The 19179-nt window shown below is 72.8% G+C and carries 17 protein-coding genes; 4 read left to right on the plus strand and 13 right to left on the minus strand.

The window, feature by feature from the left end:
* A complete protein-coding gene (locus ACZ63F_RS27650; protein ID WP_469714666.1) occupies window positions 1-1653 on the plus strand; it encodes a protein kinase domain-containing protein in 1653 nt (550 codons plus the stop codon).
* 164 nt (window positions 1654-1817) lie between these two features.
* On the opposite strand, the gene ACZ63F_RS27655 is transcribed toward ACZ63F_RS27650, so the two are convergent.
* Window positions 1818-2357, minus strand: a complete 540-nt coding sequence (locus ACZ63F_RS27655) for a bacterial proteasome activator family protein (RefSeq protein WP_093500720.1) — start codon at window positions 2355-2357, stop codon at window positions 1818-1820.
* Between the two features lie 188 nt (window positions 2358-2545).
* Here ACZ63F_RS27655 and ACZ63F_RS27660 point away from each other — a divergent pair, with 188 nt between their 5' ends.
* Complete coding sequence (locus ACZ63F_RS27660; protein WP_469714668.1) at window positions 2546-3151, plus strand: hypothetical protein; 606 nt, start codon at window positions 2546-2548, stop codon at window positions 3149-3151.
* 12 nt (window positions 3152-3163) lie between these two features.
* On the opposite strand, the gene ACZ63F_RS27665 is transcribed toward ACZ63F_RS27660, so the two are convergent.
* The 7 genes from ACZ63F_RS27665 to pdhA form a co-directional block, all read right to left on the minus strand.
* The gene (locus tag ACZ63F_RS27665) at window positions 3164-4144 is read right to left on the minus strand and encodes an NAD(P)H-quinone oxidoreductase (protein WP_469714670.1); all 981 of its coding nucleotides are present in this window, start codon (window positions 4142-4144) and stop codon (window positions 3164-3166) included.
* Window positions 4145-4207: 63 nt separating this feature from the next.
* On the minus strand, window positions 4208-5314 hold the full coding sequence (locus ACZ63F_RS27670) for a potassium channel family protein (protein ID WP_469715173.1): 1107 nt from the start codon (window positions 5312-5314) through the stop codon (window positions 4208-4210).
* Window positions 5302-6699: a molybdopterin molybdotransferase MoeA gene (locus ACZ63F_RS27675; RefSeq protein WP_469714673.1), complete on the minus strand. Its 1398-nt coding sequence runs from the start codon at window positions 6697-6699 to the stop codon at window positions 5302-5304. Before ACZ63F_RS27675 ends, ACZ63F_RS27670 begins: the two co-directional genes overlap by 13 nt.
* Window positions 6696-7598 (minus strand): NTP transferase domain-containing protein, encoded by a 903-nt coding sequence (locus ACZ63F_RS27680; RefSeq protein ID WP_469714675.1) that lies wholly within the window; start codon window positions 7596-7598, stop codon window positions 6696-6698. The genes ACZ63F_RS27675 and ACZ63F_RS27680 overlap by 4 nt, the downstream gene beginning before the upstream one ends.
* 210 nt (window positions 7599-7808) lie before the next feature.
* Complete coding sequence (locus ACZ63F_RS27685; RefSeq protein ID WP_469714677.1) at window positions 7809-9161, minus strand: dihydrolipoamide acetyltransferase family protein; 1353 nt, start codon at window positions 9159-9161, stop codon at window positions 7809-7811.
* Window positions 9161-10165 carry an alpha-ketoacid dehydrogenase subunit beta gene (locus ACZ63F_RS27690; RefSeq protein WP_294004403.1) on the minus strand — a complete coding sequence of 335 codons (1005 nt, stop codon included), beginning with the start codon at window positions 10163-10165 and terminating at the stop codon, window positions 9161-9163. Before ACZ63F_RS27690 ends, ACZ63F_RS27685 begins: the two co-directional genes overlap by 1 nt.
* A complete protein-coding gene (pdhA, locus tag ACZ63F_RS27695; RefSeq protein ID WP_469714682.1) occupies window positions 10162-11307 on the minus strand; it encodes a pyruvate dehydrogenase (acetyl-transferring) E1 component subunit alpha in 1146 nt (381 codons plus the stop codon). The genes ACZ63F_RS27690 and pdhA overlap by 4 nt, the downstream gene beginning before the upstream one ends.
* A gap of 175 nt (window positions 11308-11482) precedes the next feature.
* Here pdhA and ACZ63F_RS27700 point away from each other — a divergent pair, with 175 nt between their 5' ends.
* Window positions 11483-11986, plus strand: coding sequence for an Lrp/AsnC family transcriptional regulator (locus tag ACZ63F_RS27700; protein WP_469714685.1), 504 nt, complete (start codon window positions 11483-11485; stop codon window positions 11984-11986).
* Between the two features lie 22 nt (window positions 11987-12008).
* Here the strand turns inward: ACZ63F_RS27700 and ACZ63F_RS27705 are convergent, their stop codons facing one another.
* Both ACZ63F_RS27705 and ACZ63F_RS27710 read right to left on the minus strand, forming a co-directional pair.
* Window positions 12009-12596: a TetR/AcrR family transcriptional regulator gene (locus tag ACZ63F_RS27705; RefSeq protein ID WP_457696102.1), complete on the minus strand. Its 588-nt coding sequence runs from the start codon at window positions 12594-12596 to the stop codon at window positions 12009-12011.
* Window positions 12593-14107 carry a 3-hydroxyacyl-CoA dehydrogenase gene (locus ACZ63F_RS27710; RefSeq protein WP_469714690.1) on the minus strand — a complete coding sequence of 505 codons (1515 nt, stop codon included), beginning with the start codon at window positions 14105-14107 and terminating at the stop codon, window positions 12593-12595. Before ACZ63F_RS27710 ends, ACZ63F_RS27705 begins: the two co-directional genes overlap by 4 nt.
* A gap of 149 nt (window positions 14108-14256) precedes the next feature.
* On the opposite strand from ACZ63F_RS27710, the gene paaN reads away from it, so the two are divergent.
* Window positions 14257-15948 carry a phenylacetic acid degradation protein PaaN gene (gene paaN, locus ACZ63F_RS27715; protein ID WP_469714692.1) on the plus strand — a complete coding sequence of 564 codons (1692 nt, stop codon included), beginning with the start codon at window positions 14257-14259 and terminating at the stop codon, window positions 15946-15948.
* Window positions 15949-16331: 383 nt separating this feature from the next.
* On the opposite strand, the gene ACZ63F_RS27720 is transcribed toward paaN, so the two are convergent.
* Genes ACZ63F_RS27720 through ACZ63F_RS27730 form a run of 3 tightly spaced genes read right to left on the minus strand, consistent with a single transcriptional unit; the run spans window position 16332 to window position 19077 of the window.
* Complete coding sequence (locus tag ACZ63F_RS27720; RefSeq protein ID WP_469714696.1) at window positions 16332-17066, minus strand: TrmH family RNA methyltransferase; 735 nt, start codon at window positions 17064-17066, stop codon at window positions 16332-16334.
* On the minus strand, window positions 17063-18274 hold the full coding sequence (locus ACZ63F_RS27725) for an HTTM domain-containing protein (RefSeq protein ID WP_469714699.1): 1212 nt from the start codon (window positions 18272-18274) through the stop codon (window positions 17063-17065). The genes ACZ63F_RS27720 and ACZ63F_RS27725 overlap by 4 nt, the downstream gene beginning before the upstream one ends.
* Window positions 18271-19077, minus strand: a complete 807-nt coding sequence (locus ACZ63F_RS27730; RefSeq protein WP_469715174.1) for a DUF5819 family protein — start codon at window positions 19075-19077, stop codon at window positions 18271-18273. The genes ACZ63F_RS27725 and ACZ63F_RS27730 overlap by 4 nt, the downstream gene beginning before the upstream one ends.
* Between the last annotated feature and the right edge of the window lie 102 nt (window positions 19078-19179).

Genomic DNA, 19179 nt, shown 5'->3' on the forward strand with positions numbered 1-19179 from the left:
ATGAGCCAGGACGGCGCGTACGGCCGTTACGCGGGGCGGGCTCTGGCCGGTGGCCGATACCAGCTGCGCGACCTGCTCGGCGAGGGCGGCATGGCCTCCGTGCACCTGGCCTACGACTCGGTGCTGGACCGGCAGGTCGCGATCAAGACCCTGCACACCGAACTCGGCCGGGAACAGGCCTTTCGCGAGCGCTTCCGCCGCGAGGCCCAGGCAGTGGCCAAGCTCACGCACACCAACATCGTCTCCGTCTTCGACACCGGCGAGGACGCGCTCGACGGCTCGACGATGCCCTACATCGTCATGGAGTACGTCGAGGGCCGCCCGCTCGGCTCGGTGCTGGAGGAGGACGTACGGCAGCACGGCGCGATGCCCGCCGACAAGGCACTGAAGATCACCGCCGACGTGCTGGCCGCGCTGGAGATCAGCCACGAGATGGGGCTGGTCCACCGCGACATCAAACCCGGCAACGTGATGATGACCAAGCGCGGCGTCGTCAAGGTGATGGACTTCGGCATCGCCCGGGCCATGCAGTCCGGCGTCACCTCGATGACGCAGACCGGCATGGTCGTCGGCACCCCGCAGTACCTCTCCCCGGAGCAGGCGCTCGGCCGGGGCGTTGACGCGCGCTCCGATCTCTACTCGGTCGGCATCATGCTGTTCCAGCTGGTCACGGGGCGGCTGCCGTTCGACGCGGACTCGCCGCTGGCGATCGCCTACGCGCACGTCCAGGAGGAGCCGGTCGCTCCCTCCTCGGTCAACCGCGCCCTGCCGCCGGCCGTGGACGCGCTGGTCGCCCGCGCGCTGAAGAAGAACCCGAACGAGCGCTTCCCGACCGCCGAGTCCATGCGCGACGAGTGCCTGCGGGTCGCCGCCTCGCTGCAGCCGGCCGCGCCCAGCATCGTCCCGGGCATCCCGCCGACGCAGAGCGGCGCCGGGGTCGGCTCCGCGGTGTTCCCGCCGGTCGGCCAGGCGACGCCGGCACCTCCCGGTCCGGTGCAGACGCCGTACCAGCCGGCTCCGGCCCCGCATCCCTATGGGACCGGGGGTCCCGCACCCGCCTACGGCCATCCGCAGCAGGCGGGCTACCAGACCCCGGCCGGATACGCCCACCCGGCGCCGTCCACCCCGCCGCCGTACAGCATCACGCCCCAGGGGCCGTCCGGCGGGGGTGGGAGTGGCACGGGCGGCGGGAAAAGCAACCGGCCGGTGGTCATCGGGTCGATCGCGGTGTCGCTCGTCGCGGTGATCGGCCTGGTCGTCGCGCTGGCGCTGAACACCGGCGGCGATGACAAGTCCGGCGGCAGCGGTGGCGGTGGGGGCAGCAGCGCGAGTGCCGCGGCCTCGCACGCCTCGGGCTACCGCGGGCCCGACACCTCCAAGACCGTCGAGTCGACCGAGTGCACCGAACCGCAGGAGTCCTACGACGACCCGGACAAGATCCAGGTCCCGGACTTCAAGTTCAAGTACATCAAGTCGGTCAAGGAGTGCTTCCAGGCCGCCGGCTGGCGGATGAAGATCGTGTCCGTGGACGAGAACACCTACGGCGACGGCGCGGTCATGGAGCAGTTCCCGTCCGCCGGCACCGACGTCTCCCCGGAGGACATGCCGACCATCGAACTCAGGGTGTCGACGGGCAACCCGGCGACGGGCTGATGCCGGGCGCGCCGATGCGGGGCGCTCTGGTGCCGGGCGCATCGACGCGGGCGTGCTGACGCGGGGCGTGCTGACGCGGGGCGTGCTGACGCAAGGCGCAAGAGAAAGGGCCCGGCGGCTGTCCGCCGGGCCCTTCGCCGTCGTCTCGGGGGTGTCCGGGGGCTCTAGAGGTACGGCCCGCCGGAGCGGCCGGCCGGCCCGTGCTCCTCGCCCTCGTGGCCGACGCCCGGGGGCAGCGCGCGCCGCATCGACTCCAGCTGGGCGCGGGCGGCCATCTGCTGGGCGAACAGGGTGGTCTGGATCCCGTGGAACAGCCCCTCCAGCCAGCCCACCAGCTGGGCCTGCGCGATGCGCAGTTCGGCGTCCGAAGGGGTCGCGTTCTCGTTGAACGGCAGCGAGAGGCGTTCCAGCTCCTCCACCAGCTCCGGCGCCAGGCCGTCCTCCAGCTCCTTCACCGAGCTGGCGTGGATCTCCTTGAGCCGGGCCCGGCTGGCCTCGTCGAGGGGAGCGGCGCGCACCTCCTCGAGGAGCTGCTTGATCATGCTGCCGATCCGCATGACCTTGGCGGGCTGCTCCACCATCTCCGTCACCGGGACCTCGCGGGAGTCCTCGTCCCCGTTGCCGCCGCCGAGTGCCATCCCGTCCTGGCCCACGACCAGGATCTGCGGATTCTCGGGCGACCGTTCGTTCCTCGGCATCTCCATGCCGCCATTCTCTCGCACCCCTGCACCTCACCACCGTGGTGCCCCCCATGAGGACTGATCCACCCCTCGGAACGGCCCCGGACCGCCCGTAGTCCCTTCGGCCGCATCAGAAATGCCGGAGTTGTCATCACATGTGAGTCTGATGACCGTCGGCCCTGACGACGACTGTGCTCCGGGAGGTCACCGACGTGACTCCAAGGCTGCGACTCCGCCGCGCCGGCGACCGGCCGCTCGGTCAGGTACGGCCCGCGCTCGTCCGGCTGCTGCTCGCCCTCGCGGCGGTCCTGCTGCCGTGCGGTACGGCGGTCGGGTACGGCCCCCGGCCGGTGCCCTCGGACTCCGCCCACGCCTCGGCCAGCCCCGAGCCGTCGCTGGCCGGCACCGTGGCGGGCGCGGGCCGGATGCGACCGGGGCGGCCCGAGGGACCGGGGACGAAGGTCGAGGACCAGGACCCGGACGACCCCGACAGCCCCGACGACCCGGAGGACTCCGGCAGGCCGGACGACCAGGGCGGTATGGACGACCAGGATCGTCCCGGCGAAGGGACGGCGACGGAGTCCGCGGGGAGCGGCGTCGGAAGCCCGGCGGCCACCGCTGCCCAGCCGCCCCGGGAGGCCGTCCTGGCGCCCGCCTCCTCGCCCCAGCCGCACCCGACGTCGGGCCAGGCGATGGGCCCGGGTCAGGAGGACGACACCGAGCCCGTGCTGCAGATCCTTCCGCTCGGCAGCGGCCTGGTCCTGATCGGCCTCGGGCTCGGACTCGCCTTCGTGGGCCTGCGGGTACGGCGGGGCTGAGGCGCTACGGCGCTACGGGGCGACCAGCAGGACCTTGCCGATGTGCTCGCTGGCCTCGACCACCCGATGGGCCTGCGCCGCCTCCGCCATCGGCAGCTCCCGGTCGACGACCGGGCGGACATGGCCCTGGGTGATCAACGGCCACACGTGCTCCCGCACCGCCGCGGCGATGGCCGCCTTCTCGGCGAGCGGGCGGGCGCGCAGCGAGGTCGCGCTGATCGCGGCCCGCTTGCCGAGCAGCGCGCCGATGTTCAGCTCGCCCTTCACACCGCCCTGCATGCCGATGATCGCGAGCCGCCCGTTGACCGCGAGCGCCTGGACGTTGCGGTCCAGGTACTTGGCGCCCATGTTGTCCAGGATGACGTCGGCCCCCGCCCCGTCGGTGGCCTGCTTCACCTCGGCGACGAAGTCCTGCTCGCGGTAGTTGACGAGGATGTCCGCGCCGAGCTCGGCGCAGAAGTCCAGCTTCTCCTTCGTGCCCGCGGTGACCGCGACCCTGGCGCCGACCGCCTTGCCCAGCTGGATCGCCATGGTGCCGATACCGCTGGAGCCGCCGTGCACGAGCAGCGTCTCGCCGGGGCGCAGGTGGGCGATCATGAAGACGTTCGACCAGACGGTGCAGGCCACCTCGGGCAGCGCCGCGGCCTGCTTCAGGTCCACGCCCTCGGGCACCGGCATGAGCTGTCCGGCCGGCACGGCGACCTTCTCGGCGTAGCCGCCGCCCGCGAGCAGTGCGCACACCTCGTCGCCGACCGACCAGCCGGAGACCCCGGGGCCGAGCGCGGCGATCCGCCCGGAGCACTCGAGACCGGGGTACGGGGATGCGCCCGGCGGCGGGTCGTAGTAGCCCTGTCGCTGCATGATGTCGGCGCGGTTGACGGCGCTCGCCACCACCTCGACCAGCACCTCGCCCTCGCCGGGCACCGGATCGGGGACCTCGTTCCACACCAGCGCCTCGGGCCCACCAGGTTCGGGAATCGTGATCGCATACATGCGGCCGACGCTACTCCCCGCCCGTCCGGCCCCCGCGGGTGACGTCACCGGCGGCTCCTCCGGTCAGGCGCGGGGCAGCGGCCGTACGTCCGGGGCGACGCGGCTGCCCGGCGAGGCCCGCACGATCGTGATCAGCCGGTCCGTCGCCTCGATGGTGCCGACGGCCGGATCGTCGTACCCGAGCACCCGGTGGCCGCGTACGACGCTCACCACCAGGTCGGCCGTCTCCCGTGGCCTTCTGCCGACCTCGGCCTTGACCGCGGGTCGTTCCACGAGGTCGAGGCCGCTGCCCTGCTGGATGAGGTCCTCCATGACCATGCCGGCGGCCGGACTGAGCACGGACAGTCCGAGCAGCCTGCCGGCCGCGCTGGCGCTGGTGATCACGGCGTCGGCGCCGGACTGTTTGAGCAGCGGCGCGTTCTCCTCCTCGCGGACCGCGGCCACGATCTTCGCGGACTTGTTGAGCTGGCGGGCCGTCAGGGTCACCAGTACAGCAGTGTCGTCACGCTGGGTCGCGATGATGATCTGCCGTGCCCGCTGCACCTCGGCCCGCTTCAGCACCTCGCTGCGGGTCGCGTCGCCCATGACCCCCGCGTATCCGTCGGCGGTGGCCGCCTCGATCACCTTGGAACTCGGGTCGACCACCACCACCTGCTCCTTGTTCAGCCCGGTCGCACAGACGGTCTGGATCGCCGACCGTCCCTTCGTCCCGAACCCGACGACGACGGTGTGGTCCCGCAAGGCCGACCTCCAGCGGTTGAGGCGCCATTCCTCCCGGGTGCGTTCGGTGAGGACTTCGAGCGTGGTGCCGACCAGGATGATCAGGAACAGCACACGCAGGGGCGTGATGACGAAGATGTTGGTGAGCCGCGCACTGTCGCTGACCGGGGTGATGTCGCCGTAGCCCGTCGTGGAGAGGGTGACGGTCGCGTAGTAGAAGGCGTCGAGGAGATCGACCGAGCGGTCGGAGTTGTCGGTGTAGCCGTCGCGGTCGGCATAGACGATCAACGCGGTGGCGACCAGCACCAGCAGGGCCATAAAGACCCGCTTGGCGACCTGGCGGATCGGGCGCTCCACCACCTTCGTCGGGAGTTTCACCCGATGGGTCACCAGGTGTTCGTCCGCCTGGCGGGCGATGACGTCATGGCCGGGAAGTTTCACGTGAAACAGACCCCGATGCCCGCGGCCGCCCACGGCAGGTCGAGGAGTTCCGTCTCCGCGCCCTGCTGTGCTCCGCCCGGTGCCACGACCGCGAGCGCGTCGGCGGCGGCGATGCCACGGAGCATGGCCGGGCCGTTGTAGTGCAGCGGGACCGCGGTGTCGCCCCGCAGGACGACCGGGATGAGCCGGGTGTCGTACGGGTGCCCGTGCGCCGCCTCCGCCAGCGGCACGGTGTACGGCTCCGGGGCCGGGTGGGCGGCGAGGGTGCGCAGCAGGGGTTCGGCGAGGGTGAGCAGGCCGGAGACGGCCGCCAGGGGGTTGCCGGGGAGTCCGACGAGGTGCTGGTTCTCCTTGGTGCGGGCCAGCAGCATGGGGTGGCCCGGGCGCACCTTGACGCCGTCGACGAGGAGTTCGGCGCCGATGCGTTCCAGGGTGGGGTGGATGTGGTCGACCGGGCCGGATGCGGTGCCGCCCGTGGTGACCACGAGATCGGCCGTCGACGAGGTGATCGCCTTGTACAGGGCCTTGGCGTCGTCGCCGAGCCGGCGGACGGCGGTGACCTCGGCGCCGAGCGCGCGCAGCCAGGGCGGAAGCATCGGGCCGAGCGCATCGCGGATGAGCCCGTCGTGCGGGAGTCCTTCGGTGAGCAACTCGTCGCCCAGGATCAGGACTTCGGCGCGGGGGCGGGGGACGACGGTGACGGTGTCGTATCCGGCGGCCGCGGCCAGGCCGAGGACGGCCGGGGTGACCAGGGTGCCGACGGGCAGCAACTGGTCGCCACTGCGGCATTCCTGGCCGCGCGGGCGGATGTCCTGGCCGTGCACCACCTCGCGGGTGGGGTGCAGCCGGCCCTGGGCGTCGAGACGGCCGTGCTCGCTGCGCAGCACCGCGGTGGTGTCCGCCGGGATCCGGGCGCCGGTGGCGATGCGGACCGCCTCGCCGTCGGTGAGCGGCTCGGGCTGCGCGTGCCCGGCCAGCACGCCTTCCTCGCGGACGTCCCAGGGTCCGGGGCCGGCGACCGCCCAGCCGTCCATCGCGGAGGTGTCGAAGGAGGGCAGGTCGGTGAGCGCGTCCAGCGGGGCGGCGAGGGTCAGGCCGAGGGCATCGGCCAGCGGTACCGAGGCGGGGGCGCGCCGGGCTCCGGCCCGGACGGCGGCCCGGGCGGCGCGCGCGGCGGTCTCGCGGGCCTGGGGCCAGGGGGTGGCGCGGTGCCGGTGGGCCGAGTGACCGCCGTGCCCGTGCTCGCCGTGCGCGGTGGGCGCCGCGGTCGCGTCCGCGCCGGGCTCCCTGGGGTCTCGGGGCTCTCTCACGAGGGCGAGTGCCTCCTCGACGTCGAGATCGTCGTCGGTGTCCGCGGCGGCGGGGGTGCCGGACCGGGTGCCGGGGGCGGTCACCGGCCGGGCCCGGGGGCCGGGTTGCCGCCGGGGCCCGGCCCGTCGGTGGCGGCATCGGCCTCTTCCGCCCAGCGCAGGGCCAGCGCGGCGGCCTTGTGAGCCGCCTCGGCGACCGCCTCGGGGCCCCCCTTGGCCTGTGCGGCCGCGTAGCCGACGAGGAAGGTGGTCAGCGGGGCGGCAGGGCGGTCCACGCCGTGCGCGGCGTCCCTGGCCAGATCGAGCAGAAGGCGGATGTCGACGTCCAGGTCGATGCCCAGTTCGTCCTTGACTGCGGAGATCCATTCATCCAACACGTGCCCATGCTCCCTGATGCGTGCCCTGGCGTCGGCGATGTCGTCCCAGGTGTCGCAGTCGAAGGACGCGAGCGGGTCCGGGACACGGGTGAGGTTCAGCGCGGCGGTCAGGCGCCGCAGGGGGAGGCCGGTGAGGCCGTTGCCGCCGTCTCCGGCCAGGGCCGCGAGGGTGTGGCGGAGCGCGGTGGTGCGGTAGGCCGCGACGAGCGGCTGGTCCCGGCCGTCGGCGTCGGTGAGCAGGGCGCCGTCCGCGTCGGTCGTGTGCAGCGCCGCCAGCAGGCGTTCCACGGTCGCCTCTTCGAGGAACGGGAGGTCTGCGGAGAGTACGACCGCGCGGTCGGCGGTGATGTGACGCAGGCCGGCGTCGAGGGCGGCGACCGGGCCGCCGCCCGGGGGGTCCTCGCGGGTCCAGCCAACCGGGCGGGAGGTGGGGCGGGGGGCCGCCACGACGACGGTCTGTCGCGCGCCGGCGCAGGCGGCGAGGACACGGTCGAGGAGGGGGCGGCCGCCCACCCGGACGGAGGGTTTGTCGGTTCCGCCGAGGCGCCTTGCGGCGCCGCCGGCCAGCACGATCGCGTCGTAGGGCGGGGGGTCGGTGGCGGTCACCTTTCGAGTATGGGGGGCGTTCTGATCACGGGGAACCGATGGGAGACGTGGGATCTGCAGGGTGTGGTCGTGCGCCCGAGGGACGAGGGTGTGACGGCCGTGCGCGAGTGCGGGTCGTGTGTGGCTGGTCGCGCAGTTCCTCCGCCAGCCTTCGGCCGGGGGTAACCCCAGCGCCCCTTCAGGCCCCAGCGCCCCTTCGGGCAGGGGCGCTCAAAGTGTCCTGAGAAGGACCGCCGGCTGTTCTATGCAGTCGGCCACGTAGCGCAGGAACCCTCCTGCCGTGCCGCCGTCGCAGACCCGGTGGTCGAAGGTGAGGGAGAGCTGGACGACCTGGCGGACCGCCAGTTCGCCTTCGTGGACCCAGGGCTTCGGGGTGATGCGGCCCACGCCGAGCATGGCTGCCTCGGGGTGGTTGAGGATCGGGGTGGAGCCGTCGACGCCGAAGACTCCGTAGTTGTTGAGGGTGAAGGTGCCGCCGGTGAGGTCCGAGGGGGTGAGCGTGCCGGCGTGGGCCGACTCGGTCAGGCGGGCGAACTCCGCGGTCAGGGACTCGGCGTCGCGGGCGTGGGCGTCGCGGACGACGGGGACGACGAGGCCGCGGTCGGTCTGGGCGGCGAAGCCCAGGTGAACGTGGTCGAGTTGGACGATCTCACGGGCCTCGACGTCGACGTAGGAGTTCAGTTCGGGGTGGCGGGCCAGCGCGGCGGTGCAGATCCGGGCGAGGAGCGCGAGGAGGGAGATCCTCGGGCCCGCCGCCGCGTTCATCGCGGTGCGGGCGCGCATCAGCTCGGTCGCGTCGGCGTCCACCCAGCAGGTCGCGTCGGGGATCTCCCGGCGGCTGCGGGAGAGCTTGTCGGCGACCGCGCCCCGGATGCCCTTGAGGGGGATACGGATGCCGGAGGGGGCGCTCGAGGTGGTGGCCGGGGTCCTGGGGGCGGGGGCGGCGGCGCGGGCCGCGCTGACCCGCAGGGCGTCCTCGACGTCGGCGCGCAGGATCAGGCCGTCGGGGCCCGAGCCGGACAGCCTGCGCAGGTCCAGGTCGTTGTCCCGGGCGAGGCGGCGGACCAGGGGGGAGATCACCGGGACGGGGCCCTCGGGAAGCTGGGCGGGCGGCGCGGGAACCTGGGCGCGGGGGGCCGTCTCCGCTTCGGCGAGGGCGGTGTGGGGCGCCGGCTCCCGGGAACCGCCCGGGTCGGCCGTGCCGTTCGCCCGCTCCGGGGCCGTGTTGCGGACCCTTCGGCGGCGCGCCGGAGGCGTTCCCGTGCCGTATCCCACCAGCACGTTGCCCGAGCCCTCCGACTCGGGGACGGTGGTCGCCTCGCCGACGGCGACCGTCAGGAGCGGGGCGCCGACGGGCAGTTCGGTGCCCTCCTCGCCGAAGCGGGCGGTGACCACACCGCCGTAGGGGCAGGGGACCTCGACCATCGCCTTGGCCGTCTCGACCTCGACGACCGGCTGGTCGATCGCGACGACGTCGCCGACCTGGACCAGCCAGGTCACGATCACCGCCTCGGTGAGCCCCTCCCCGAGGTCGGGCAGTTTGAACTCCAGCACCTGTGCCATCAGCCCTCGGCCTCCCACTGCAGACGCGCCACCGCGTCCAGGATGCGGTCCACGCCGGGCAGGTGGTGGCGCTCCAGCATCGGCGGCGGGTAGGGGATGTCGAACCCGGCCACGCGCAGCACCGGCGCCTCCAGGTGGTGGAAGCAGCGCTCGGTCACGCGTGCCGCGATCTCCCCTCCCGGGCCGCCGAACCCGCCCGACTCGTGTACGACGACCGCTCGCCCGGTGCGCCGTACGGAGGCGCAGACCGTCTCGTCGTCGAACGGCACCAGGGAGCGCAGGTCGACGACTTCCAGGTCCCAGCCCTCCGCCTGGGCGGCCTCGGCGGCTTCGAGGCAGACCGGTACGGACGGGCCGTAGGTGATGAGCGTGGCGCTGCGCCCGGTTCGGCGCACCACCGCGCGGCCGATGGGTTCAACGTCCGTCGGGTGCTCCGGGTTCCAGGTGTCCTTGGACCAGTACAGGCGCTTGGGTTCGAGGAAGACGACGGGGTCGTCGGAGGCGATGGACCGGCGCAGCAGGCCGTAGGCGTCGGCGACGGTGGCCGGGGTGACGACGTGCAGGCCGGGGGTGGCCATGTAGTAGGCCTCGGAGGAGTCGCTGTGGTGCTCGACGCCGCCGATGCCGCCGCCGTAGGGGATGCGGACGGTGATCGGGAGGGGCATCCGGCCGCGGGTGCGGTTGCGCATCCGGGAGACGTGGCTGATGAGCTGTTCGAAGGCGGGGTAGGCGAAGGCGTCGAACTGCATCTCGACGACCGGGCGCAGTCCGTACATGGCCATGCCGACGGCGGTGCCGAGGATGCCGGCCTCCGCGAGGGGTGTGTCGGTGCAGCGGGTCTCGCCGAACTCCTTGGCGAGGCCGTCGGTGACCCGGAAGACCCCGCCGAGGGTGCCGACGTCCTCGCCCATGACGTGCACGGCGGGGTCGGCGGCCATGGCGTCCCGCAGTGCGCGGGTGAGCGCCTGCGCCATGGTGGCGGGCTTGACGGCGACGGTCGTCATCGCGGCCCGCCTTCCTGGTCCTGCTGCTCGGCGTCCAGCTCGGCGCGGAGCAGGGCGCGCTGTTCGCGCAGTTGGGCGGTGGTCTCCGCGTAGACCTGGTCGAAGAGGTGCATGGGGTCGAGCTCGGGGTCGCGGTTCATGCGCTCGCGCAGGTCGGCGGCCATGGTCTCGGCGTCCTCGCGGGTGCGGCCGGCGAAGTCGTCGTCGAGCAGTCCGCGCTCGGTCAGCTCGCGCTCCAGGAGCAGGATCGGGTCGTGGTCGCGCCAGGTGTCGACCTCGGTGGCGCCGCGGTAGCGGGTGGCGTCGTCGGCGTTGGTGTGGGCGTCGATCCGGTAGGTGATCGCCTCGACCAGGGTCGGGCCGCCGCCCTCGCGCGCGTGCCGTACGGCGTCGGCGAGGACCTCGTGCACGGCGGCCGCGTCGTTGCCGTCGACCAGGCGGCCCGGCATGCCGTATCCGACGGCCTTGTGGGCCAGGGAGGGCGCGGCGGTCTGCTTGGCGAGCGGGACGGAGATGGCGAAGCCGTTGTTCTGGACCAGGAAGACGACCGGGGCCTGCCAGACGGCGGCGAAGTTCAGCGCCTCGTGGAAGTCGCCCTCGCTGGTGCCGCCGTCGCCGACCATGGCGAGCGCGACCACGTCGTCGCCCTTGAGGCGGGCCGCGTGGGCGAGGCCGACGGCGTGCGGGAGCTGGGTGGCGAGGGGGGTGGAGAGGGGGGCGACGCGGTGGGCGTAGGGGTCGTAACCGGTGTGCCAGTCGCCGCGCAGCAGGGTGAGCGCCTCGACGGGGTCAACGCCGCGGGCGACCACCGCGAGGGTGTCGCGGTAGCTGGGGAAGAGCCAGTCGCGGTCTTCGAGGGCGAGGGCGGCGGCGACCTCGCAGGCCTCCTGGCCGGTGCTGGAGGGGTAGACGGCGAGGCGGCCCTGCTTGGTGAGGGCGGTCGCCTGGGCGTTGTACCTGCGGCCGCGGACGAGCTGGGTGTACAGCCGGCGCAGCAGCTCCGGGTCGGCCTTGGCGGCCGCCTCCGTTCCGAGGACGCGGTACGGGCGCTCGTCGGGCAGCAGCGGCGCGGGGTCCGTCCGGGGCTGCCAGGCGGGCGGCGGCGACGGGCGGTACGCGCCGCGCTGCTCCATGACCGTCATGACGGCACCTCCTTGTGGGGGTGGCTACGGGAGACGGATCGCCTGTGACCCGTCCCACCTACCGATTGTTCGGTCGTCGGCACATTTTGGCTACAGGCGGCGCCAGGCTGTGGACAAACGGTTCTCCACAGCCTGGAATGAACGCAGTACGTCCATGGTAGGGAGGTGGGGGGACATGGCACCTGAACAAATGGCCGAGGGCCCGCAGGACCAGGCGGCGCCGCCGCCCGCGCGCCCGCTGGACGCCATCGATCAGGACATCCTGCAGATCCTGCAGGCGGACGGCCGGGCGTCGATACGGTCGGTCGCCGAACGCGTCCATGTCTCGCGCGCCAACGCCTACGCGCGTATCAACCGGCTCGTCGAGGACGGGGTGATCCGCGGTTTCGGCGCCCGGGTGGACCATGAACGGGCCGGCCAGGGCACCTCGGCGTACATCACGCTGAAGATCGTCCAGAACAGCTGGCGGACCGTGCGCGAGCAGCTGCGGCAGCTGCCCGGCGCCTCCCACATCGCCCTGGTGGGCGGTGACTTCGACGTCCTGCTCCTGGTGCACACGCCCGACAACCGGGCGCTGCGCGAGCTGGTGCTGACCCGTCTCCAGGCCATCCCCGAGGTGCTCAGCACCCGCACCCTGCTGGTGTTCGAGGAGGAGGACCTGGAGCCCGAGGACGGCTGAGGACGGCTGAGGACGGCTGACGTCAGTGCGCGCGCAGGCCGGAGAAGACCAGCCGGACGACCGCCTCGGAGACCTCCCGCTCGCTCGCGCCGCGGCTGTCAGGGCGGTACCACTCCACGATCGAGTTGACCATGCCGAACACCAGCCGGGTCGCCAGGCGCACCTCGACGTCACCGCGTATGTCGCCCTCGGCGGCGGCCGCCTTCAGCAGGTCGGCCACCCGGTGGTCGAAGTCCCGCCGCCGCTCCAGCGCCCACCGCTCGGTGCCGGTGTTGCCGCGCACCCGCAGCAGCAGCGTCACGTACGGCAGTTCGGTGATCAGCACCTCGACCATGCGCCGTACGACGTGCTCCAGGCGGTCGGCGGCGGGGCCCACGCGCGCGTGCTCCTCGTCGAGGATCGCGAACAGGCCGTCCAGGGCCCGGCTGACCGCGCGGCGCAGCAGCTCCTCCTTGCCGGCGACATGGTGGTAGATCGACGACTTGGAGATGCCGGCCGCCTTGGAGAGGTGCTCCATGGAGGTGCCGTCGTAGCCGCGCTCGTTGAAGACCTGGACGGCCACCGAGAGCAGGCTCTCGGGGGTGTAGGTGTCGCGCTTGGCGGTGGTCATGAGGCGCCCTCCCGCTTCTCGGTGGCGTAGGCGTGCCGGTAGAGCGCGAGGGAGGGCGCGTAACGGCCGCTCGGATCGCGCAGGTGGAGGTCGTCGAGGAGGTCGTAGGCGAAGTCGCGGCCGAGCCGGCGGCTCCACTCGAAGGGGCCGAGCGGGTAGTTGACGCCCAGGCGCATCGCGGTGTCGATGTCCTCCTCGGTGGCGACGCCCTTGGCGACGGCGTCGTGCGCGAGGTCGACGATCCTGGCGACCGTGCGGGCGACGATCATGCCGGGCACGTCGCCGATGACGCTGACCTGCTTGCCGAGCGCCTGGAAGAGGCCGATCGCCTCACGGAGCGTCTGGGGCAGGGTGTCGTGGCCGGCGGACAGGGCGATGCGGGTGGCACGGCGGTAGTCGAGGGCGAGGTCGAAGTAGACGACGTCCCGGAACTCCACCGAGGTCTGGCCGTCGGCGAGGACCAGCTGGCCGCCGCTGGGCAGGACCAGGCGGGTGCCGTGGTCCTCGTCCTCCTCGCGGACCTGGATGCCGGCCTCGCGGATCATCGCGAGCAGTTCGGCCGCCGGGCCCAGGCTGCCCTCGGTGACGACGTAGGCGGGCCGGTCGGCGGGCTCGGCGGTGTGCGGCTCGGCGGGCTCGGCGCCGTCCGCGTAGTCGTACCAGCCGTGGCCGGTCTTGCGGCCGAGCCTGCCGGACTCGACCAGCCGGCGCTGGGCCAGCGAGGGCGCGAAGCGGACGTCCTGGAAGAACGCCTGCCACACGGAGTGCGTGACGGATTCGTTGACGTCCTGGCCGATCAGGTCGGTCAGTTCGAAGGCGCCCATCCGGAAGCCGCCGCTCTCGCGCAGCACCGCGTCGATGGTGGCCGGGTCCGCCGCCTGCGCCTCGTAGACCGCGAAGGCCTCGGCGTAGAAGGGCCGGGCGATGCGGTTCACGATGAAGCCGGGGGTGTCCGCGCAGGCCACCGGCGTCTTGCCCCAGGAGCGGGCGGTCTCGTACGCGCGCGTGGCCGACGTGACGTCGGTGGCGAACCCGGAGACGACCTCGACCAGCGGCAGCAGCGGGGCCGGGTTGAAGAAGTGCAGGCCGACCAGGCGGGAGGCGTTGCGCAGGGCGCCGCCGATGGCCGTCACCGACAGGGAGGAGGTGTTGGTGGCGAGCAGACAGTCCTCGCCGACGATGTCCTCCAGGGACCGGAACAGCTCCTGCTTGGCCTCCAGCCGCTCCAGGACGGCCTCCACGACCAGCGTGCAGTCGGCGAACCCGGTCAGCTCGCCGGCGGGCAGCAGCCGGGCGCGGGCGGCGTCCCGGGCGGCGGCCGTCATCCGGTCCTTCTCGACGAGCCGGTCGAGGCGGGCGACGATCGCCGCGGCCGCCTCCTCGGCCCGCCCGGGGACCGCGTCGTACAGCCGGACGGGATGGCCCGCGACGAGTGCGACCTGGGCAATGCCCTGGCCCATGGTGCCGGTGCCGACGACTCCCACGGTGCTGCTGAGGTCGAGTGCTGTCATGTGCGCGATCCTCCCGCACGGGGTTTTCCACAGATGCGGCAGGCCCCCTTGTCCCGACCGATCGTTCGGTTACTCTAACTCTGTCCGGCCGTTTCCGCCCAGGTCATGAGCTTCAAGGGGAAGCTCATCAGACGAGGAGTTGGTCCCGCATGACCGCCGAACTCACCGTGCACGAGCTCATCGCCAAGCACCGGCCCACGCTTGACCAGGCGCTGGAGGCGATCCGCACGCGCGCGTACTGGTCCCCCCACCCCGAGCACCCCAAGGCCTACGGCGAGCACGGCAGCCTGGACGCGGCGGCGGGCAAGGCCGCCTTCGACACCCTCCTCGGCACCCGTATCGACCTCGGCCAGCCCGGCACCGACGACTGGACCGGCGGCGAGGTCTCCCCGTACGGCATCGAGCTGGGCGTGACCTACCCGCATGCCGACGTCGACACACTGCTGCCGGCGATGCGGGCAGGGCAGCGCGCGTGGCGCGACGCGGGCGCGGAGGCGCGCGCGGTGGTGTGCCTGGAGATCCTCAAGCGGATCAGCGACCGGACGCACGAGTTCGCGCACGCGGTCATGCACACCAGCGGCCAGGCCTTCATGATGGCGTTCCAGGCGGGCGGCCCGCACGCCCAGGACCGCGGCCTGGAGGCGGTGGCCTACGCCTACGCCGAGCAGATCCGCACCCCCGACACGGCCGAGTGGGCCAAGCCGCAGGGCAAGCGCGACCCGCTCGCGCTCACGAAGACCTTCAAGCCGGTCCCGCGCGGCATCGCGCTGGTCATCGGCTGCAACACGTTCCCGACATGGAACGGCTACCCGGGCCTGTTCGCCTCCCTCGCCACCGGCAACGCGGTCCTCGTGAAGCCGCACCCGCGCGCGGTGCTGCCGCTCGCCCTCACCGTCCAGGTCGCCCGCCAGGTCCTCGCCGAGGCCGGCTTCGACCCGAACCTGGTGGCGCTCACGACGGAGCACCCCGGCGAGGGCATCGCCAAGACGCTCGCGACCCGCCCCGAAATCAAGATCATCGACTACACCGGCTCGACCGCCTTCGGCGACTGGCTGGAGGCCAACGCCCGGCAGGCGCAGGTGTACACCGAGAAGGCCGGCGTCAACACGGTCCTGGTCGAGTCCACCGGCAACTACAAGGGCATGCTCTCCAACCTGGCCTTCTCGCTCTCCCTCTACAGCGGCCAGATGTGCACCACCCCGCAGAACCTGCTGATCCCCCGCGACGGCATCCGCACCGACGAGGGCCCACGGACGTACGACGAGGTGGTCGCCGACATCGCCCGCGCGGTCGACGGCCTGCTCGGTGACGACGCCCGGGCCAACGCACTGCTCGGCGCCATCGTCAACCCCGACGTGAAGGCCCGCCTGGAGGCCGCCGCCGGGCTCGGCGAGGTCGCCCTCGCCTCCCGCGAGATCGCCAACCCCGAGTTCCCGGGCGCAGTCGTGCGCACGCCGGTGATCGTGAAGCTGGACGGTGCCAAGCCGGACGACGAGGCCGCCTACATGAGCGAGTGCTTCGGCCCGGTGTCCTTCGCCGTCGCCGTCGACTCGACCGCCGACGGGGTCGAGCTGCTGCGGCGGACGATCCGGGACAAGGGCGCGATGACCGTCGGTGCGTACACGGTCGACGCCGACGTGGAGCGCGCGGTGGAGGAGGTCTGCCTTGAGGAGGCGGCCCAGCTGTCGCTGAACCTGGTGGGCGGGGTGTACGTCAACCAGACCGCCGCCTTCTCCGACCTCCACGGCTCGGGCGGCAACCCGGCGGCGAACGCCGCGCTGTGCGACGGGGCGTTCGTGGCGAACCGGTTCCGGGTGATCGAGGTGCGCAGGGAGGCGTAGCGCACGGGGCGCGCGGGCAGCCGACCTCACCAGCAGGCACAGAACGCGCCACCAGCCGACGCCGGCGACAGGCACGGAGCGCGCCACCAGCCGACGCCGGCGACAGGCACAAGGCGCGCCACCGTCCGACCTCAGCTACGGGCACAGGGCGTGCGACCGGGCTACGCCTCCGTGCGGTATCGGTTCCTGTCCTGGCCGTCGCCGATTCGTCGGTCGCCGCCGTCCCTTCGGCCGCCGCAACGTGCTCGGCCACGACGGCGGTGACCGGCGGTGCCGAGCCGGGCGGTGCCGCCGTTGTGGTGCGGTTGCGTGGCCGGTGCAGCGCCGTCGGGGCTGGTCGCGCAGTTCCCCGCGCCCCTGACGGGGCGTCTCGGCCAGGCCCTTTACAGGGCGCTCCAGTGGTACAAGGTCATCGCCACGCTCGTCGCCAGGTTGTAGCTGCTCACCTGTGGGCGCATCGGCAGCCGCAGCAAGTGGTCGGCCCGCGCGCGGAGGCCGGCTGAGAGTCCCGTCCGCTCGGAGCCGAAAGCGAGGATCGCGTCGTCAGGGAGTTTCAGCCCCCTGATGTCCTCGCCCTCCGGATCGAGCGCGTACAGCGGGCCCTCCGGCAGCTCGGGCACCGTCAGCCGTTCCACCGCCGTGGCGAAGTGCAGGCCCGCGCCGCCGCGGACCACCGTCGGATGCCAGGGGTCGAGGGTGCCGGTCATGATGACGCCGGTCGCCCCGAAACCCGCCGCGAGGCGGATCACCGCGCCCGCGTTGCCGAGGTTGCGCGGCTCGTCGAGGACCACGACGGGGGCCGTGCGCGGGACGCGGGCCAGCTCGCGCAGGTTGGCCGCGCGGGACGGCCGTACCGCCAGCGCGGCCACGGCCGTGGGGTGCGGGCGCGGCACGAGGGACGCGTACGTCTGCGCGGGCACCTCCGTCAGCAGCGCGGCCATCGCCTCCCGTACGTCCGGCGCCAACTCGCCCGCCAGGGCCAGCGTCGCCGCCCGGTCCGCCGTGACCGCCACCGGCACCTCCGCACCGAAGCGCAGCGCGTGCTTGAGGGCGTGGAAGCCGTCGAGCAGGACGGCCGAGCCGGCCAGCCGCGCCCAGTGGTCCAGGGGGTCGGTCATGCCCCGAAGCCTACGCGGGGCTGTTCGTCGGGCTCCGGCGAGCGCTGCACGGGCAGCTCCGGGACGGTCCGGCTCAGGACGCGTTCACGCGCGCGTGCCGCCCAGCCGCCGACCCGGTGCAGGAAGGACGTCGGCAGGAAGACGGAGTCCGCCGTGATCATGGCCAGTGAGAAGAAGGGCAGGCCGAGCACGACCGCGATCACCGCGTGCTCGGTCATCATCGCGGCCAGCAGTACGTTCTTGACCCGCCGGTTGAACAGCGTGAACGGGAAGGCGACCTGCACGATGACCGTCCCGTAGGTCACCAGCATCACCATCGTGCCGTTGCCGGACAGCAGGTCGGCGAGGGCCGGCCAGGGCGAGAAGTAGTCCAGGTGGAGCGGGTAGTAGACGGCGGTGCCGTCCTGCCAGCGGGAGCCCTGGATCTTGTACCAGCCGGCGGTGGCGTAGATCAGGCAGGCCTCGGCCATGATCACGAACAGGGCGCCGTTGTGCAGGATGTTGGCGATGACGTCGAGCAGGATGCGGGGCTCGGACGTGCGCCCCCAGCGGTCGGCAGCCCACCACAGGGCGGTGCCGGCCCAGGTCGCCCACAGCACGGCCGGGACCAGCCAGCCGCCTCCGGTACGGCCGGTGAGGGCCGCCACGAGCAGGACGAGTCCCGAGACCGCCCACAGGGTGGGGCCCGCCAGGTCGGGGGCCACGCGCTCGCCACGCGCGCGTGCGGCGCCCGCGCGGGCCGCCCGGCGCGCGTCCAGGGACCACACCTGTCCGCAGCGCGTGAACACCAGGTAGAAGGACATCAGGTGCAGCACGTTGTCGCCGCCGTCGCCCACGAACACGCTGCGGTTCTGCAGGGAGAGCACGCCGATCATGAAGAACAGGGACGTGGCCCGGGTCCGCCAGCCCACCAGCAGCAGCGCGCCGGCGAGGACGGCGAGGAAGTAGCAGACCTCGAAGTAGGCGTTGCCGTCGGAGGCCAGCAGCGCCGTGAAGGCGTGGTTGTCGGCGGTCAGCTGCTGGGCGAGGTCGAAGCTCCAGGTGGCGTGCGGGCCGTACAGCTCCTGGCGGTGCGGGTACTCGCGCAGCAGGAACAGCAGCCAGGTGGCGGCGAAGCCGATGCGGACGACGGCCGTCTGGTACGGGCCGAGCGCAGCCTCGGTGACCCGGGCGATGGCACGGGACAGGCACAGGGCGAGACGGTTCACCGCACACCGCCGTTCGCTTCGTCCGCCGTGACCGTCCACCAGGGCAGTATCCGGTAGACGGGTGTGTCGGAGACCTTCTCACCGCTCCAGTCCGGCGGGGTCACGTTGGTGGTGCTCGACCGTACCTGCACGCGCTGGATGGTGCCCTTCTCGCTCGTGGCGTCCCCCTTGTACATGCGCATCACGACGATCCGGCGCAGGTACTGCTCGGACAGGGAGCCGCGCAGGCCGATCGGGCGGTTGTCGTTGCCGTGCGTGGAGGTGAAGAAGTCCCAGGCCCGGCGCAGTTCGTTCTGCACGGTGTGGCTGGGCACCAGGCTGCCGTCGATGGCCCGGCCGTCCTGCGCGGACAGGTCGTTCCAGCCGGTGGTGGTCCTGGTGCCGTCCGGCATCAGCACGTCGGCGCGCACCTGCACGGAGATGTTCTGCTGCAACGGGTTCGGCGCGAAGAGTTTCCAGTTCTGCTCGAACTCCGGGTACACCCAGTCCTCGATCGCCTTGCCGTGCTGCTTGGTCACCGTGTTCGCCGGTGCCACGCTCAGGAACACCATTCCGAGGTGCACGCAGGCGGTGACCGCGACCAGGGCGAGGGCGAGGGCCGCGCCGATCTGGTAGCGGGGGGACAGGGCGGCGACGCCGGTACGGGGGACGGCCGCGGACTCCGGCGCAAGGGGTGGGCCGGAGGACGGCTGCTCCGGAGGGGCCGGACGGTCCGGTGGGGCGGCCTCGGGCTCGGCACGCGTCCCGCTCGGGGCGTCCGGCCCGTGCCGGGCGTCCACGCCCTCGTCGTACGCGTCGTCCATACCGCCCCGTTCCCCGATTCCGCCGCGCCGTCCGGGCGGCACCGATCCGGCGCCGCGCGGTGTGCCGCTGCCCGGCACTCGCACGGAACGGTACTCAGCACC

It is taken from the genome of Streptomyces sp. NPDC104761, from assembly GCF_055583445.1.

Excerpts from the sequence above, each read along its gene's own strand:
- ACZ63F_RS27650 (WP_469714666.1), top strand. The coding sequence starts at position 1 with ATGAGCCAGGACGGCGCGTACGGCCGTTACGCGGGGCGGGCTCTGGCC.
- ACZ63F_RS27655 (WP_093500720.1), bottom strand. The coding sequence starts at position 2,357 with ATGGAGATGCCGAGGAACGAACGGTCGCCCGAGAATCCGCAGATCCTG.
- ACZ63F_RS27665 (WP_469714670.1), bottom strand. The coding sequence starts at position 4,144 with ATGTATGCGATCACGATTCCCGAACCTGGTGGGCCCGAGGCGCTGGTG.
- ACZ63F_RS27685 (WP_469714677.1), bottom strand. The coding sequence starts at position 9,161 with ATGGCACAGGTGCTGGAGTTCAAACTGCCCGACCTCGGGGAGGGGCTC.
- ACZ63F_RS27690 (WP_294004403.1), bottom strand. The coding sequence starts at position 10,165 with ATGACGACCGTCGCCGTCAAGCCCGCCACCATGGCGCAGGCGCTCACC.
- pdhA (WP_469714682.1), bottom strand. The coding sequence starts at position 11,307 with ATGACGGTCATGGAGCAGCGCGGCGCGTACCGCCCGTCGCCGCCGCCC.
- ACZ63F_RS27700 (WP_469714685.1), top strand. The coding sequence starts at position 11,483 with ATGGCACCTGAACAAATGGCCGAGGGCCCGCAGGACCAGGCGGCGCCG.
- ACZ63F_RS27705 (WP_457696102.1), bottom strand. The coding sequence starts at position 12,596 with ATGACCACCGCCAAGCGCGACACCTACACCCCCGAGAGCCTGCTCTCG.
- ACZ63F_RS27710 (WP_469714690.1), bottom strand. The coding sequence starts at position 14,107 with ATGACAGCACTCGACCTCAGCAGCACCGTGGGAGTCGTCGGCACCGGC.
- paaN (WP_469714692.1), top strand. The coding sequence starts at position 14,257 with ATGACCGCCGAACTCACCGTGCACGAGCTCATCGCCAAGCACCGGCCC.
- ACZ63F_RS27720 (WP_469714696.1), bottom strand. The coding sequence starts at position 17,066 with ATGACCGACCCCCTGGACCACTGGGCGCGGCTGGCCGGCTCGGCCGTC.
- ACZ63F_RS27730 (WP_469715174.1), bottom strand. The coding sequence starts at position 19,077 with ATGGACGACGCGTACGACGAGGGCGTGGACGCCCGGCACGGGCCGGAC.